17 protein-coding genes are annotated in these 17,335 nt (G+C 37.1%); all 17 read right to left on the bottom strand.

The features are described from left to right. Positions 1-15: 15 nt before the first annotated feature. Positions 16-837, bottom strand: a complete 822-nt coding sequence (locus tag PEPE_RS00875) for a PTS system mannose/fructose/sorbose family transporter subunit IID (RefSeq protein ID WP_011672904.1) — start codon at positions 835-837, stop codon at positions 16-18. Further along, positions 818-1,657 carry a PTS mannose/fructose/sorbose/N-acetylgalactosamine transporter subunit IIC gene (locus PEPE_RS00870; protein ID WP_011672903.1) on the bottom strand — a complete coding sequence of 280 codons (840 nt, stop codon included), beginning with the start codon at positions 1,655-1,657 and terminating at the stop codon, positions 818-820. The genes PEPE_RS00875 and PEPE_RS00870 overlap by 20 nt, the downstream gene beginning before the upstream one ends. A 16-nt stretch (positions 1,658-1,673) precedes the next feature. Next, the gene (locus PEPE_RS00865; protein WP_041526945.1) at positions 1,674-2,144 is read right to left on the bottom strand and encodes a PTS sugar transporter subunit IIB; all 471 of its coding nucleotides are present in this window, start codon (positions 2,142-2,144) and stop codon (positions 1,674-1,676) included. Between the two features lie 16 nt (positions 2,145-2,160). Beyond that, positions 2,161-2,853, bottom strand: a complete 693-nt coding sequence (locus tag PEPE_RS00860; protein WP_011672902.1) for a GntR family transcriptional regulator — start codon at positions 2,851-2,853, stop codon at positions 2,161-2,163. After that, positions 2,840-3,577 carry a GntR family transcriptional regulator gene (locus PEPE_RS00855; protein ID WP_011672901.1) on the bottom strand — a complete coding sequence of 246 codons (738 nt, stop codon included), beginning with the start codon at positions 3,575-3,577 and terminating at the stop codon, positions 2,840-2,842. Before PEPE_RS00855 ends, PEPE_RS00860 begins: the two co-directional genes overlap by 14 nt. A gap of 336 nt (positions 3,578-3,913) precedes the next feature. Next, complete coding sequence (locus tag PEPE_RS00850; RefSeq protein WP_011672900.1) at positions 3,914-4,336, bottom strand: PTS sugar transporter subunit IIA domain-containing protein; 423 nt, start codon at positions 4,334-4,336, stop codon at positions 3,914-3,916. Positions 4,337-4,347: 11 nt separating this feature from the next. After that, entirely contained in the window at positions 4,348-5,148 is an 801-nt protein-coding gene (gene agaD, locus PEPE_RS00845; protein ID WP_011672899.1) for a PTS galactosamine transporter subunit IID, read from the bottom strand. Next, on the bottom strand, positions 5,138-5,944 hold the full coding sequence (gene agaC, locus PEPE_RS00840; RefSeq protein ID WP_041526943.1) for a PTS galactosamine transporter subunit IIC: 807 nt from the start codon (positions 5,942-5,944) through the stop codon (positions 5,138-5,140). The genes agaD and agaC overlap by 11 nt, the downstream gene beginning before the upstream one ends. A gap of 35 nt (positions 5,945-5,979) precedes the next feature. Further along, entirely contained in the window at positions 5,980-7,194 is a 1,215-nt protein-coding gene (gene agaB / locus PEPE_RS09075; protein ID WP_011672897.1) for a PTS galactosamine transporter subunit IIB, read from the bottom strand. A 218-nt stretch (positions 7,195-7,412) separates the two neighbouring features. Beyond that, positions 7,413-8,840 carry a C69 family dipeptidase gene (locus PEPE_RS00830; RefSeq protein ID WP_011672896.1) on the bottom strand — a complete coding sequence of 476 codons (1,428 nt, stop codon included), beginning with the start codon at positions 8,838-8,840 and terminating at the stop codon, positions 7,413-7,415. A gap of 19 nt (positions 8,841-8,859) precedes the next feature. Next, the gene (locus PEPE_RS00825) at positions 8,860-9,222 is read right to left on the bottom strand and encodes a PqqD family peptide modification chaperone (protein WP_011672895.1); all 363 of its coding nucleotides are present in this window, start codon (positions 9,220-9,222) and stop codon (positions 8,860-8,862) included. Beyond that, entirely contained in the window at positions 9,206-11,125 is a 1,920-nt protein-coding gene (locus PEPE_RS00820; protein WP_011672894.1) for an OPT/YSL family transporter, read from the bottom strand. Before PEPE_RS00820 ends, PEPE_RS00825 begins: the two co-directional genes overlap by 17 nt. A 32-nt stretch (positions 11,126-11,157) precedes the next feature. Then, complete coding sequence (gene tdcB / locus PEPE_RS00815; protein ID WP_011672893.1) at positions 11,158-12,213, bottom strand: bifunctional threonine ammonia-lyase/L-serine ammonia-lyase TdcB; 1,056 nt, start codon at positions 12,211-12,213, stop codon at positions 11,158-11,160. 16 nt (positions 12,214-12,229) lie between these two features. Continuing rightward, positions 12,230-13,336, bottom strand: a complete 1,107-nt coding sequence (gene ald, locus PEPE_RS00810) for an alanine dehydrogenase (protein ID WP_011672892.1) — start codon at positions 13,334-13,336, stop codon at positions 12,230-12,232. Between the two features lie 206 nt (positions 13,337-13,542). Then, positions 13,543-14,967: an L-arabinose isomerase gene (gene araA, locus PEPE_RS00805; RefSeq protein WP_002834340.1), complete on the bottom strand. Its 1,425-nt coding sequence runs from the start codon at positions 14,965-14,967 to the stop codon at positions 13,543-13,545. A 29-nt stretch (positions 14,968-14,996) separates the two neighbouring features. Beyond that, on the bottom strand, positions 14,997-15,725 hold the full coding sequence (locus PEPE_RS00800) for an L-ribulose-5-phosphate 4-epimerase (RefSeq protein WP_011672891.1): 729 nt from the start codon (positions 15,723-15,725) through the stop codon (positions 14,997-14,999). A gap of 14 nt (positions 15,726-15,739) precedes the next feature. Further along, positions 15,740-17,335 carry a xylulokinase gene (locus PEPE_RS00795; protein WP_011672890.1) on the bottom strand — a complete coding sequence of 532 codons (1,596 nt, stop codon included), beginning with the start codon at positions 17,333-17,335 and terminating at the stop codon, positions 15,740-15,742.

The raw sequence follows: 17,335 nt of genomic DNA, 5'->3' as shown, positions 1-17,335 counted from the left end.
TTCCTCTCTTTCTATCTAGCCTAATAGTCCAGACCATGCTCCAAAAATTCCTAATGCTGCAATTAATAATAAAATATATTGGGCTTTCCAACCCTTTTTATCTAGTAAGAAAATAAATAGTGTGAATAGTAAGGGCAATATTCCCGGAACAATTCCATCAAAAATCTTTTGAATAGTTTGTGCATCTGCCCCAGATCCAATTTTCATTGGCATTTTAATTGTTACCATTGTTGCGACCATAGCACCGACAACCCCTAAGCCTAACACAGAAGCACCGTAAGTTAACTTATCCATCAATCCAGTTTTTTGAACCTTATCAATAAATGAAGCTCCAATATTGTATCCAATAAACAAACCATAATATCGAGCAATCACTGCCGGAACATTAAATATCAGTAAGAATAGCAAAGGGCCAAGTATATTACCCTGAAATGCTAAAGATGTTCCAATTCCCGTAGCAATAACTCGCAACGTTCCCCAAAAAAATGAATCTCCAATACCACTTAAAGGTCCCATTAATGCAATTTTGATATTATTAATGGAATCTTCATCAAAATCCTGCGTTAATGCATTTTGTTCTTCCATTGCGATCGAAATCCCCAAAGGGAACGTACTTAACCAAGGCGTAATATTGAAAAATTCTAAATGTCGTTTGAATGCTGATTTTAGCTTTTCATCGTTTCCTTTATATATTTTTTGTAGAGTTGGAATCATTGAATAGCTATACCCTAAATTTGATTGTCTTTCATAGTTCCATGCCCACTCCATAGTAAATGAACGCCAAAATGTTGACATTAAATCTTTTCTAGTAAGTAATTTAGAACTCTTCATCTTCATAATTTATACCTCCGTTATTCCCTGTACCGTCTGGCAAAGATCCTCCATCTGCAGCAACTTGTGTTGTCTTTGTACTAAATTTATCTTTGTATGATGAATAACCTGTTAATACTAACGCTAAACAAGCTCCAAAAATAGCCACCCCTGTTACTGGAATATTTGCATAAACCGCCAAGGCAAAACCTAAAATAAAGAATGTCACATTGTTTTTATTGATCATCATCTTCAATAAAAGAGCAAAACCATAAGCTGGCAATAGTCCCGTAGCAATTCCAAGACCATTAATAATAAATTTAGGTATAATTGCAAGGAAAGATTTAATTACTGGGCTTCCTAAAAGATATGAAATTCCTACCACCAAACCGATTGGTAAGTTCACTGAAAAAAAGCCACCTAAAACATTCATTCTACTCAAACCTCGTCCATCACCTTCGGCAGCATACGCATCTGCTTTATGTACAAAATAAGGTAGGATAAAAATAAAACAAAGGTTCTTAATAACTAATACTAGTGAAGCAATTGGAATACCTAGTGTTAAAGCAACCGCTGTACTCTTACCTGCTGCAATTGCAAACGCCGTCCCTAGGACACTTCCTGAAATAATCTCTGGTGGTATCGAAGCTCCGATCGAAAAAGATCCCACGAAAGCCAACTCTAAAGTTGCCCCCATTATAATTCCTTCATGAATATTTCCTGTAATCAATCCAGCTAATGTACACATTACCAATGGTCTAGAAAGCATAGACGATCCTAAAAAATACTCCCCGTTACCTAACATTGCTATTAAAGCTAATAATATGGCAGTAACATATTGATTCATAATACAACCTCCTTATTTATTTTTTATGAAATTCTTGTTTGTCTTCATTCGGTACCTGTTGTATATATACATCAACATTTTGCTGTTGCAATTCTGCTATTTGTTCTGCTTCTTCAACAGTTAAATTAATAGTTTTGGAATAATTAGTAGTACCTTCACGAGCCTTTGTTCCGCCTAAATTCAAAGCTTCAATCTTTCCTCCAGTACCCTCAATTAGTTTTTTTGCATCTGCAACTGACTCAACAACCACTAGCATTTTATATTTATCAGTCACCCCTGAGTTAATTGCTTGTACACTATCATCAATTGACTTCATTACTAATTTTGCATTTTCAGGTTTAGCTAATCGAATTGCTGATTTTCGAAAATCATCATTGGCAACAGAATCATTGGCAACTAAAATCGTGTTGGCGTCTAAACCATTAAACCAAGAAACTGCCACCTGTCCATGTAATAATCGATGATCTACTCTAAGAAGTTTTATCATTTCTATATCCTCCAATTTAATCGAAATCAATTTTATATTTAGTAGTTAGCGCATTTTGCAATTTATATTCCACTGCGATATTTTTTTCTTCGTTATCGCTAAATGTGTTGGTGATTTTAAATACTGGGCTTCCAGATTCTATACTTAAATATTTACTATCTTCTTCATTCACTTCAACTAATTGAAAGTCTTGATAAACATCCTGAACATCCGATGTCCCTGTATTAATCGCTTCAATAATTGAAGTTACTTTCAAGATTTCAGGATCAAATGCAGGAAATAAGTCTAACGGCATAATTATTTTTTCATATGTTTTTTCTTCATCTGAAAAAGCTAATAAAGTGATATAGTACACAAGTACGTCAGGGCTAATATTAAAAATCTGTGCATAATAGGCTCCAGCTTTACGTAAATAGGCATCTTTAATTTTTATCTTTTCTTCTGATTTTAAATACGTTGGTTTAATTATTCCCGTCATATTTAAAATGTTTTGCTTAGTCACCTTTGGAGATACAAATAATCCTATCCCTCTTTTTCGTATTACTTTACCTTCTAAAACTAGCTGATCGACGGCGTTCCTGATAGTTGTCCTACTTACTCCATAAATCAGTTGAAGTTCTCCTTCATTTGGTAATGCGCTGCCCTTCTTATAGAGTCCCATTTTTATTTTGTTATCAAGATCTTTGTATATATCTTTAAATAATGTCATCGTCATCATCCTCTTGATAATCAAAAATATTTTTTGCTTTAAAATGATATTTAATTTTATTAGCTGGTAAAAATTGAGCTGTATGTTCTACTGCTTTATCATCATCAGAATAGTTATAACTATCTACTTGATATAATGGCGTATTTATTTTCACATTTAACTTAGTTGCTAAGCTCTCATTCGCCAAGACACATGTTATATTTTCATACCCATATATTGGTAGCTTTCCATATCTATTTTCCAAAATTTGATATAATGAGCATTCATTAAAATTGACGCTAGCTATATCTTCAAATTTTCGATTATCTAGATAAGAAATTTCAAAAGATACAACATCTTTATCATCAAGTCTAATTCTCTTTATTTCCGCTAACTCGGTTGCATTCCCAAAAAAATCAACTAATGAATCTGGAGTTTTGATTATTTCACTAGAAATATGCTTAATATGCATTTCTGCTTGTTTTAATTCCTTACTCATTGGTTCCATACTTAGAAGATTAATATCCCGTTTCTTATTAATCTCTATACCTTGTCGTTCTTTTATACGTATATCCCCATCATACTGAAGTCTTTTCAATGCATACTTAATTGCATTTCTACTAACCCCTAAATCAGCAGATAATTCTCTTTGAGATTTAATTGCTGTCCCATCCTCTTCTACCAAAATTTTTGAACGAATAAATTCCTCTGCATAAGTAGATGGTGAAAGCTCCTTAAATTTCATATTACCGCCCCTCGGTCCTTTTTTTTATAATCATATACTTTATATTATTATCAACCCCTAAAAAACAACAAAACATTTTTAGAAAAGATATATATATTATTTATTTGAGCCCACAACAAGTGTAAGCGGATTCAAAAAAATAGTCAATGGTTTTTTTAAAAAAACCTAGCAAAATAAATTCTGCTAGGTTTTTCATTATTTCTAACTGATATTCACAAACTAAAACAGCCTTAAATTCTTACATAAAAAATCCCCATAATTATTAGTACAATATCTAATAATTATGGGGATTTCACATCACTTAAGAGCTTTTTATTTTAAGGTTAAACTTAATTATCAAATTCCATCTTCAATATTTTCTTCTTCAATATTTGTACTAAAATCTGCTAAATCCGCTGTTTTTTTAGTTATTTCAACTAAATCTTTAGCATAAGCTTGTACATTATCATAATCATTGAACATAGTCTCTAACAATGCGGCCAAATTACATCCTGAAACAACTTCAACATCTGGTTTATCAATAGATATTTTTATAGCTTCTTTAAAAGGTGTTCCGCCGGCTAAATCAGTAAAATAGAGCGTTGGTATATCTTGCTGTAAGCTGTCAGCAAGTTTCTCCCCCAAATCTAATTCACTCATCGATTCAGTGAAATCAACTAATGTAATTTCGTCATGTTCTCCAGATAGTAATTTAAGTGAACTCCCAATTCCAGAAGCGAAATTACCATGTCCCGTAATAATTGTATTTATTTTTGTCATTTTTAATACCTCTACATAATCTTAAAGTATGAACATATAATACAAAGTACAAAAACTATTACAATTAAAACAATTGGCGATACTTTTTTCTTCAACAAATAGTATAAGAAGAAAGTAAATCCTAGAGGTAAAATATTAGGAAAAATCTTATCCAAGAAATCCTTTTGAAGTGATACAGAGCCTATTTTTACACTAAGTGATAATGCCACATATTGGCTAATTAAAGCTCCGATAACAGTTAGTCCCATAATTGTAGCTACACGAGCTATAATTTTCGAATTATCTTGAATTACATCAATTGCTTTAACACCTAAGTTATATCCTAGATGTGCAAATGGGATTCGACACAAGAAGATTGCAAGATAGACTAAGAAAAAGATAATTGGTCCTAGAATGTTACCTTTTGAAGCAAAGGAGGCAGCAATTCCACCAACAATCGGCATCAAAGTAAACCAATAAATAGCATCTCCAATACCAGCCATTGGACCAAACAATCCATTTTTCAATCCTCGGATAGTTTGACGATCAACTCTTTTTTCTTCTAAACTAGTCAAAAGTCCCATTAAAATCGATACTAATGGAGGAGCAGTATTGATGAATTCCATATTATCAGACATGGCTTCAGACAATGCCTTTTTATCATTACCAAAAATTTTTTTCCAAATAGGAACTTGGGCAAAAGCCCATCCTCCAGCTTGCATTCGTTCATAAGAAAAAGCAGATTGTAATAATGAAGAGCGAATTCCTAGCATAGTAATATCTTTTTTGCTTAACTTGCTTGTTTTCTTAGTATTTTCTACGTTAGATGCCATCTTCTTCGCCTCCATTTATACCAGCTTCCTTAAGAGCTTCAATTTGTTCTTGTAATTGTTTATTCTTTTTATCTCTAAAGAACTCAATAATAGCAAATACAATACCAATTACAGCTGCTGGCAATACGTTTGAGAAGTTAATGAAACTTGCTACCACAAACCCAAGTAATAAATACGGTACATATTCGACCCGTAAAAGAACTTTTAGTAACATTGCAAAACCAACCGCAGGTAATGCACTTCCTGCTAGTTCAAAACCATGTATTAACCAAACAGGCATTGCTTTAACTAGAGCTTGCATAGGTCCTTGAGCAGCATAGGCTGATAAGAAAATTACTACAAAGAATAAAACTCCTACAATTGCCATAATTAAATATGGTACAGAAGCAAATTTCTTGGTATTTCCTTCGGCTGCTGCTTTATCCATAACTGGCATGAATACTGAAAATAATGAATAGCACATCAATAAAATATATTGCATTAACATTGCGAATGGTAATGATAAACCAATAGCCGTAGATGGTCCTACACTTGCAGTATGCGCAATAACTACAGTCATTATCCCGCACACTGCTGGGTTAGGTGGTTGTGTCCCACCAGCTGGAGTCAATCCCGCAAAAGTTAGTTCAGTAAGTCCACCAGCCATGATACCCAATGTAGGATCGCCCAAGATAAAACCTGCTACAGTACAACTTATGATAGGTCTAAATATGTATAAAACTTCTAGCCATGAATCAAGACCTGCTATCACAGCAAATATTGATAACATTAGCCCTTGTATTAAAGTTATCGACATGTCAAATCCCCCTTAGTATTTTTATAAACTAAATATTAAAAGTTAACTTCGGTTTTATGATCATCTGGAACATCCTGTATATAAACATTAACTCCCATGTTTACAGCACCCATTAAGGCGTCTTTATCACTTTGATCAACATATACCTTTTTAGTAATCTCTTCTTTTCCAGGTGCAAAATGCATATTTCCAACATTCAATTCTTTAATGGGCACATTCCCCTTAATTAAGGTTAGGGCATCTTCAGGCGTTTTTACCACGATAAAAATTTTTTGACGATCCGCAGCTTTTTGAATAACATCAATTGTCTTTTGTAAGGTGAAAAATCTAATCTGTGCTCCTGAAGATTCTGCTGTACTTTTCATTAGTTTTTGTTGCAAAATATCTTGAGCCGCTTGATCATTTGCTACTAAAATTAAATTTGCTCCTAAAGTTTTAGTCCAAGTTACTCCGACCTGACCATGGACTAAACGGTTATCAACTCGTGTAAGTAAAATATGTGGTTCTGACATAACATTTTCCTCCTTATGCCGTACAAAGAATACTTTAGAAGATGCTGCTGTTGTAGCATTACTTAAGTAAACAGTACGATTTTCTTCATTAGTATACGTAGTTTTTGCTTTGATATAAGATTCTCTTGGTGAAGTATTTGGTATTCCATACAATCTAGAAGGTATATCTTCCACTTCAGTGCTTATCTCATGATGTAAACGCTTTAAATTTAAATCAAATTTTCTGGCAAGTAATGGCATTAATTCCGTATTTTGTAACTCTGCAGAAGTTAATAACGGAAAATCAGCAAAGGACATAAACGTCTCACGTTGAATAATAGGTCTACGGTCTGATATGTAGACTTGATTCACCCGATATAGATACTCACTATTATTCATTTGCATGATTCTTCTCACCTTCGTCTCTTCACCATCGGCTAAGATCGAAAATTCATGTAATTCGATATAAACTGAGTGTCCTAATCGACGCAGATCTTCGCTATTGTTATCAATGTAACTAATACCTGCATCTTCAAAATGTGCTTTAACAAAACTACCTTGGCCTTGGCGTCTTGTTATGTAGTGTTTCTCTTCTAATTCTGCTAACGCTTTACGAACGGTAATTCTACTGACGTCATATTGTTCGCATAGTAGTTTTTCTGACGGAAGTTTGGAATTAACTACTAATTCACCACTTTCTATTTTTCTAATTAATTCCGCACTTATTTGTTTATATTGCCAGAGCGGCTGTCTTTTCATCCCTTATCACCAACTTGTTATATTGATATAACAACCACAAACATAGTATAAGGCCATTATAAAAAATAAGCAAGCGCTTTCATATAATTTAATTTCTAATATGCTATTAATGTAACATAAAAAACACATTGTCATTGCTTCTACAATTGCTCTAACACCAATCGTTTAAAAGCGTTGATAATATGTTTTTGTACTGTGAAAATATTTTAGATTTTTTACTACAAATCAGGATCCATCTTAAACGTCAACTTCGACAATTCCGCTCCCTGTTTCGTTAGTTCTGCTAGAAGTTTTTTAGTTTCATCATTATAATGCTGGGCGATTAAATGATTTTGTTCAGTTAAATAGTCCGTAAGCTGGGTTCCCTCAAGTCTTTCAGCTTGCTGGTCAACCTCACTAATCTTCGTTCTTGCCCACTGTGATAATTCCTTTTGATAATCTAGGTCCGCTTGGATAAATTCCGCATAATGCGATTCAACGACCATTGCTAATGTTTCATATAACCAGTAGGCGCTGTCTAACGACATTTGTTCAGGTAATTCTCGATATGAAACGTCTGTATCATTTGCATTCGTGAAGAACGGAACGTGTGGACAGAAACTGGGCACGCCAAATCCAATCCATTGCACTCCGGCAGCACCATTTTTACGACTATCGCGCATTTGGAGAATGTGTGAATTAGCAGTTCTCGATAGCGAAATGGCCCGATAAGTCTTGCGATCGTGCTCACTTCCGCTTCCGAGAGGATCGTATTTAGTTTCGTTATAGTGGGATTTCAAAATATATTGAATATCCTCAACTGCAATTTTCCGGCTAGCCTTCCGAATAAATGGTAGTTCTGGAGATTCAGGGTCCTGGTCAATTTCTGGATTCAAGTACCTTTGGGCAAACCAAACCCGTGGAGTATTGTAATGATGATCTTTTTCAGTATCCGTTCCAAAAATGTGACGGAAGTTCCACCGATCTCGGTCAGGATTCAAATGATGTTCTTCCACAAATGTTTGAATATTTTCTGACCACATGTAGTTATCGGGATCGTTAAAATCAATATCCTCAATAGCAATTTGGTTAGCTGCCACGGCATAGCAATCGTCTGGAATTCGTACAGCGACCCATTGATGACCGGTCACAATTTCCATATACCAAACTTCATCCGCATCATTAAATTGGACACCATTTCCTTCAGCAGAACCATACTTTTTAACCAGTTCACCCAAATAGCGTACGCCATCGCGCGCCGAATTAATAAAAGGCAATACCAAAGTAGTCATTGAATCTTCTGCCAATCCATTTTTAACAAATGGATCATAAGCCAGTACCCGTTCGTTTGCATAAACACTTTCTGTGGCACTTTCACCAACGTTCTTTTCGTTAAAGCCGTCCTCTTCATTAGGACCATCACTTTCATCCCCATTCGGCGTAGAAGTATAACGATAACCGCTTGCTGGTAAAGGCACCGTCAACCCATTGTAGGGCGATGTATAAGTTTCTTTACGCCCGCTAACTGCTGGTTGTACCAAAAAACGCTTTGGATGAATAGCAATTAGGCGGTCTTCATTTCTAGAAATATACGTCGCTCCATCTAGGGAAGCTGCTTTTCCTACCATGATTGAGGTACATGCTGACAATTCGATTCGATCTTCCATAATATTCTCCTTCGTAAATTTAAGAAATCCGTTTAATAATTTGTTCGTTTTCTTCCAGATGATTTAAATATAACCACAAACGACTGTATAAATACTCGTTAGCTTCGGTAAATTTATGACCTAAATTTTGCCCAATCTCATAGACACTCCGCTTACCATTTACTTGTTGAAATACGAAGCTCCCATATTCGTCCAAATCTAAATAAGTATTTTCGGGAATTTTAAAATTAAGCTTGCGGAAAAATCTTTGAATCCAATGATCTTGTGGCTTAATAATTGTAATAATTCCTTGTTTTAGTTCGTAGTCCACTCGTGGATTCTTTTCAAATACAATCTCCCGTAATTCATCATCTGTTAACTGATACTCATCCCTCGTTTTCATCACTTGGTTTCCGATCTTCTACCTTTTTAATCATGTAAAGTGGTACAACAATGGCAACCGCTAATACAATTAAGATTATGATTCCCATCGCATTTCCGGCGGCAAAACCTTTAGGTGATACATCTTTAAGCAAACCAGTCACGTGTAGAATAATACCAATCAAACCAATGATTGAGCCCCCAGCGATTAAACCTGAAGAAAGACTGACACCACTTTGGATTCTTTTAGCTTTTAATGCTTCTCCCTTAGTTGTCTTATCTACAATCAATTTAAGCAACGCTCCCACTAAAATGATCGAAGTAGTCGAAATTGGTAAGTAGAAACCTAAAGCCACCGTCATAATTGGTAAATCTAGCATCCATAAAACAATCGCCATTACTATTCCGACAATGACCATAATCCATGGTAAATTTCCCGACATAATTCCCGTTGTTAGCGTTGCAATCAAATTGGCTTGGGGTAATCCAAATGGTGGGTTAGAACCGGTCACCTGTAATTGTGGAGCTAGGATCACGGTTGTTCCTACGACCGTAAATACCCCCACAATTCCGGCAATCATGTAGTATTTCATCATCTCACGATTGGAACCACCAATCATATAGTTAACTTTTTGGGTCTGCATATAACCCCCACCAACCGAGATTGCGGTAACAATGAAAACCCCAAATAGCAATAAGATTTCACTGTAGTTCTGATTTGTCCATCCCATTGATACAAAGGCCAAAGTCATAATTACCAATGAAGCAATAGTCATCCCTGACACCGGCGCGTTCGAGCACCCGATGGTTCCTGCTAAACGGGCCGAAACAATTACAAATAATAAAGCTAATAATAGTGAAAGAATTCCACCAATAAGAGCAACTAAAAATGAACCTGAAATAATAAAACCAGCGACAAAAATTAAAATTACCGACAACATCAATGCAATCACACCTAGGGCATTCTTTTCTTCCGTAGCGCTATTGCGAGCGTTGATTACTTTTTTAATTGAAGTCCAGATTACGGGAATCAACTTGATTGCTCCAATGATTCCTCCGCAAAGCATCATTCCAGCCCCAATATACTTGACGTACGATCCAGCGACATCATCCACACCCATTTGTGAAATATGCAAAGCTGCATTATTCCAAACGTGAGCACTTCCGCCAGCCATTTGGGTAAAGTAGCTTACCAACGGAACTACCGCAAAGTTTGAAAGAATCGATCCCGCAAACATCGTTAAAGCTACATCAATTCCAACTACAAAACCGATTCCTGCTAACATCGGATTGACTTCAGTAGACATTTTCCAACGATAAAATGAATTTCCGGTGTAAGTAATCATATTGTTTAGCCACCCGAAAACTTGGGTCGTAACCATGGTAATCAAACCACCAATTCCGAAACCAATTCCTAAGAATTTAAGTGAATCGCCACCACTTTCTGAGGCCACTAACGCTTCCGTAATTGCCATTGATTCGGGATAAGCTAGACGTCCATGTTCTTCTACAATCAGATAATTTTGTACTAACGAAGCACTCCCAATGGCAAATAACACGGCTAAAATTCCCACCATCATTCCGGTCCAAAAATTAACGTGCCCGCCAATTAAAATAATGGCTGGTAAAACGTAAATCATTCCACTGGCAATGGCTTCACCACCGCTCGACATGCCTTGCAGTATATTTTTGCCTAAAATTCCTTTTTTTCTGGCAAAAATACTAACCAATCCTGATCCAATAATTGAACCTGGAATTCCTGCGGCGACCGTTAATCCAGCTTTCATCCCTGAATAAGCCGTTGATGCACCAAAAATAATAGCTAAAATAATCCCCATGATTAAGATGGCTGGACTACCACCTCGTTGCTTTTTAGTGACATACGGTACATGTTTACCGCTTTTTTGCTCCTTATTTTTTGCCAATTTGATTCCCTCTTTCACTCACAAAATATTAATTACCCAATGGCACCTTTATGCGTATCAACAGGAGTAAAGAAGTGATCAATAATCTGTGAAACTCGCTGTAGATCCACATTTCCACCGGAAACTAAAGCTACAACCTTCTTATCTTTAGTCCATTTTGGATCAATCTTACCTGCTTCTAAAGCGGCCGTTGGCAATGCTCCTGCTCCTTCAGCAACCACCTTGGTTCTCTGCATTAAATCTTTCATCGCTTTTGAAATTTCTTCTTCACTAACCAAGACAATCTCATCCACTAGTTTGGAAACAATCCCAAATGTAATATTACCTGGGGTTGCTACATCAGTTCCGTCTGCTAGCGTAAAATCTTGGTGATGTTTAACAATTTTGCCTGCATCAACAGACGCCTTCATGCCATGCACATTTTCCGATTGAACTCCGACGATATGAATTGAAGGATTGATTGATTTTAAAGCCGTGGCGATTCCTGAAATTAGACCACCGCCCCCGACTGGAACTACAACGGTTTCTACATCCACTAAATCTTCTAGAATTTCCAAACCGATAGTTCCTTGTCCAGCACAAATTAAAGCATCATTAAACGGATCTACAATGGTTTTTCCTTCTTTTTCAGCTCTTTCTCGCATCCATTCGTGAGCGTCATCAAAAGTTGCGCCATGAATATCTACTTCCGCTCCATATCCTCGGGTTGCATCGCGCTTCATTTGGGGCGCCTCATCCGGCATCACTACCGTAGTTTTAATTCCCAGCAACTTACCGGTCAAAGCTACTCCTTGTGCATGATTTCCAGCTGAAGCTGTAATTACGCCTCGTTGTTTTTCTTCTTCATTCAAGTGGTTAATTTTGTTATTCGCCCCTCTAAATTTAAAAGAACCGGTTAATTGCATATTCTCTAATTTTAAATAGACATCCCCATGGACAACGTTGTTGCTCAAAAACATGGACTTAACTAATGGTGTCCGACGCGCATATTTTTTAATAACCTCGCGGGCTTCTTCAATCTGGTTTAGATTTAATAAATTATCGGTTGCTGCTACAACTTGGTTTCTGGGTTCTTTCTCTACTAACATCAACGCCACCCCCTTTTTATAGTTTCAGTTCAGTATATGGAAGATTCAAGGAGTCTGCCAAACCTTGATTAGTAATTTTTCCTTCATACAGGTTAATCCCAGATGCTAATGCTGGATCATTTTTACCAGCAGCTTCAATCCCCTGATCGGCTATTTCCAATAGATAATCTAAATTACCGGCAGCCAAAGCCATCGTGGATGTCCGTGGAACTGCTCCTGGTTGATTAGGTACAGCATAGTGAATTACACCATCTTTAATAAAAATTGGATCGTCAATCGTCGTTGGATGGTCAATGGTTTCTACCGTTCCGCCTTGATCAATTGCAATATCAACGATGACTGAGCCCTTCTTCATCTTTTTGACCATCGATTCTTTAACCAACTTGGGTGGCCGAGAACCTGGAATTAAAATGGTCGATATAAATAAATCAGCATCTTTGATTTCTTGGGCTAAATTTGCTTCATTTGACTTAACGACTCGAACTTTTTTACCTTTATATAATTTTTGGAGCTGTTGAATTCTCTGGTCGTTCAATTCAATAATTACCACTGAGCAACCTAATCCCAGTGCTGTATCTGCTGCACCGGTAGCAGCGTTACCGCCACCAAAAATTACAACATTACCCGCTGAAATCATGCCTGGAATTCCTGACAATAAAATACCAGCGCCTTGATGTTGCGCTTCTAAATAATATGCTCCCATGATTACTGAGCGGCGCCCTGCAATTTGGCTCATTGGTGCTAACAGTTCTAGTTTTCCATCTTTGACAATCGTTTCACCACCAATTGCCGTTACTCCTGCTTGCATCATAGCTTCCACGGTAGCTTTTGCAGAGGCTAAATGCTGGAAGCCCCAAACAATCTTACCCTTTTCAAAATATTGATATTCTTCTTCGTCAGGCTCCTTAACTTTAATACACAACTTAGCCTTCCAAGCTTCCGCATGAGAAACAATTTTTCCTCCTGCATTTTCAAATTCTTCATTGGAAAATCCGGCACCAATTCCTGCATCGCGCTCCACAAGAACTTCATTTCCAGCTTCTACCATCTTTTGCACATTTTCAGGTGTGGCTGCTACCCGTCCTTCGCCTTCTTTTTGCTCCTTAATTACAGCAATTTTCATAAAGACACTTCCTTAGAATTTAATTATTTACATGTGTAGTATTGCACAAAGTTAACCAAAATAAAAGGTATCTCCCTTAAAAAAACATTTGTTTCTTTAATTATGTATACTCAAAAAATTTTTTAACCACCAAAAATGCCACGAAAGATTTCTCTTTCGTGGCATTGAATAAATTATTTTTAAGATTTAAATCTTACTGTAAAGCATTATTTGATGTTAACGTATGTCAAACCAAACATGTTGCTAAGGTCTTGTAATTGTTCAGCATCAATTGCAAATGAAAGAACTGTATGGTGTCCACCACCAAGTGTTAGCCAGCCTTCAGCACCTTGCTTCCAACCTTGTTTTGGAGTCCAAAGTTGTTTTGCGACTGGTAGATATGGTGTTTCTTTTTCAGTCTTGTTACCAGTAACATCATATGACATAAGTTTGAATTCGTCGCCATAGTCAGCCATTGTAACGTCAACAGCGTCACCTTCCATACCTGTAAATACAAAACGAGCAGGGTCTTCTTTACCGCCAATGTCCAATGGGTGTACTTCAACACGTGGTGTGTCACTGGCGATTGATGGGTCAACTTCAAGCATATGTGATCCAAGGATTGCTTCATGACCTTCACGAAGATCAAGTGTGTAATCTTCCATAAATACAGTTTGCTTGTTGTGAGCCATAATCTTCAATAAGCGGTCCAAAGCAGCTGTCTTCCAGTCACCTTCGCCAGCAAATCCATAACCTTCAGCCATCAACATTTGTGCTGCTAAACCTGGTAATTGTTCCAAACCAGCTAAGTCTTCAAAGTTAGTTGTGAATGCTGTATATCCACGGTCATCCATGAACTTCTTCAAACCGAAATATTCACGAATTTGATACTTAGTATTGTGTTCGAATTTTTCGGAAGAGTTTTGACCTTCTACAAAGTTGTAGTCATTCTTCATTTCTTCGTACTTCTTGTCAATGTCTTCGTCAGAAACGGCATTAACTTCTTCAACTAGGTCTGCAACACCCCAGTAATCAACTGTCCAGCCAAACTTGATTTGAGCTTCGATCTTGTCACCGTCTGTAACAGCAACGTTACGCATCTTGTCGGCGAAAGTTACGACCTTGATACCGTATGATTCGTTGTATGCAACAGCAACATCCATCCACTTAGCAATTTGTTTTTGAATGCCTTCATCACCCCAGTAACCTGAGATAATCTTGTTGTTCTTACGTAGACGAGCGTTGATGAATGCATATTCACGGTCACCATGAGCTGATTGGTTCAAGTTCATGTAATCAAAGTCAATTGTGTCATATGGAATGTGGTTCAAGAATTGAGTTGCTAAGTGTAGCAATGGTTTTTGGAGTAATTCTGTACCACGAATCCAGTTTTTAGCTGGCGAGAAAGTGTGCATCCATGTAATCACACCTGCAACTTTATCATTGTAGTTAACTTCTTTCATTACCTCTGTAATGTTTTCAGCTGTTGTGGCAACTAGCTTGAATTTAACTGGGTAAGGCAATTTCTTTGATTCGTTTAACTTATCAACGATTTCTTTTGCATCTTTTTCTACAGAGCGTAGTGTTTCTTCACCATATAGGAATTGACTACCTGTAACAAACCAAAATTCATAATCTTGTACTTTTTTCATGATAAAAATCTCCTTATTTTTTAGTTTTTTTATTTTCTTGCTGCATGTTCTTTAGACTTAGCATTTTCTTGACCGTAGTAGGCATTCTTACCATGCTTACGGTAATAATGTTTATCTAACAAATATTGAGGAACTTCAATATTTCTTCTAGTCATTTGAAGAGCGTGGTAATCAATTTCTGAAGCAACTTCCAAAACCTTTGCATTGTAAACCGCTTTGTCAGGCGTCTTACCCCAAGCAAATGGTCCATGTTGGCTAACCAAAACAGCTGGAACTGCTTCTGGATCAATCTTACGTTCCTTGAATGTCTTAACAATTACCTTACCAGTATTTTCTTCATAACCGCCTTCAATCTCTTCTTTAGTGAGTGCCGGAGTTACCGGCACGTCGCCGTAGAATGTATCAGCATGGGTTGTACTTAAAGCTGGTACATCAATTTCTGCAGCGGCAAAGGAAACAGCCCATGGAGAATGGGTATGTACAATCCCACCGATTTCTGGGAATTCGTTATACAAAACCGTATGCGTTGGTGTGTCACTAGAAGGATTCATTTCACCTTCCACAACTTCACCCTTCAAATTTACTACTACCATATCTTCTGGTTTCAACTTGTCATAGTCGACTCCAGATGGTTTGATAACGAATAGACCTTTTTCGCGGTCAATTCCTGAAACGTTACCCCAAGTAAAGGTAACTAAATCTAATTTAGGAAGTTGCATGTTTGCTTCGTAAACTTCCTGTTTTAACTTCTCTAACATTAACCTTATCCCTCCTAAATTACTTCTCCAGCTTGAGCTTCAACTGGTAAGCCTGCTACATATTCCTTAGTGAATTCGTCATATGCTTCAACGCCCTCTGGTTCGGGGCTCAAGGTCATACTTTCAGGATTACTAAAGACGTTGGTGTCTAGATAATCACTTAAGCTTTGGCCATTACTGTCGCTAGCAAACATTGCTAGGACTGCCATTCCCCATGGTCCACCTTCGCCAGCGTTAGCCATTACAGTAATCGGAATATTAAGCGCATCCGATAAAACTTGTTGAGCAACTACTGGAGTACGGAATAATCCACCTTGAGCAATCATGACATCCGTCTTGATATCTTCTTCATTGCTAAGGATATCCATACCAATTTTTAGTGGTGCAAACGCAGAATAAAGTTGAGTTTGCATAAAGTTTGGTAGGTTGAAATTACTATCCGACTTACGAACAAATAATGGTCGTCCTGCTTTGATATTTGTAATATTTTCACCAGATTGATAACTATAATTAATCAAATGTCCCAAATCACGATCAGCTTTAGTTGCTTCTAAGAAGAGTGCTTCATAGAGCTTATCTGGTGCTAGGTTAATTCCTAATCTTGCTGCAAAATCACTAAAGATTTGGGCCCAAGCATTGATATCTGATGAACAGTTATTAACATGAACCATAGCAACTGGGGCTCCATCGGGAGTCATTACAACGTCGATATCACGATGAACGGATTTCAAAGGCTTTTCTAGAACCACCATTGAAAAGGCTGATGTCCCGACCGAGATGTTACCAGTTCGTTTGCGAACACTATTAGTACCCACCATTCCGGTTCCTGCGTCACCTTCTGGGGGAGCCATTACACTACCCGCTTGAAGCTTACCAGTTACATCAAGTAAATTAGCACCCTCGGCAGTTAATTCACCGGCTTTTTCACCAGCGCTCTTCACATCTGGGAGGACTTGGTTGATATCCCAATCAAACTGCTTAACATTTTCTAGTTCAGCAAACGTTTTCAGCATTGATTTTGAATAATAACCTGTCTTTTCATCGATAGGGAAGACTCCCGAGGCATCACCCACACCCAATACTTTTTCACCAGATAATTTCCAGTGCACATAACCAGCAAGGGTCGTTACGAAATCAATATCCTTAACATGTTCTTCGCCATTTAGAATTGCTTGGTAGAGATGTGCAATCGTCCAGCGTTGTGGAATATTGAAACTAAATGCTTCTGTCAATTTTGCAGCAGATTCTTCCGTGATGTTGTTCCGCCAAGTGCGGAATGGCACTAACAAATCATTATTTTTCGAAAATGCTAGATAACCATGCATCATTGCACTAATTCCGATTGATTTAATGGAAGTTAATGATTGATGATATTTACTGTGCACTTCAGCAGCCATCTGCGAATAACTAGCTTGAATTCCTTGCCAAACTGTATCCAATGAATACGTCCAGATTTGATCCTTAAACTGGTTTTCCCAGACAAAACTTCCTGAAGCAATTGTCTTGTAGTCACTGGTGATTAAAACGGCCTTGATTCGGGTTGAACCAAGTTCAATACCAAGTGATACATTGCCATTTTCAATTTCTTTTGATATTTCAACTAAATTCAT

The organism is Pediococcus pentosaceus ATCC 25745, from assembly GCF_000014505.1.
Classification (GTDB): Bacteria; Bacillota; Bacilli; order Lactobacillales; family Lactobacillaceae; genus Pediococcus; species Pediococcus pentosaceus.
Note: the sequence above shows the minus strand (reverse complement) of the source record. Positions and strands in the feature narration are given on the sequence as shown.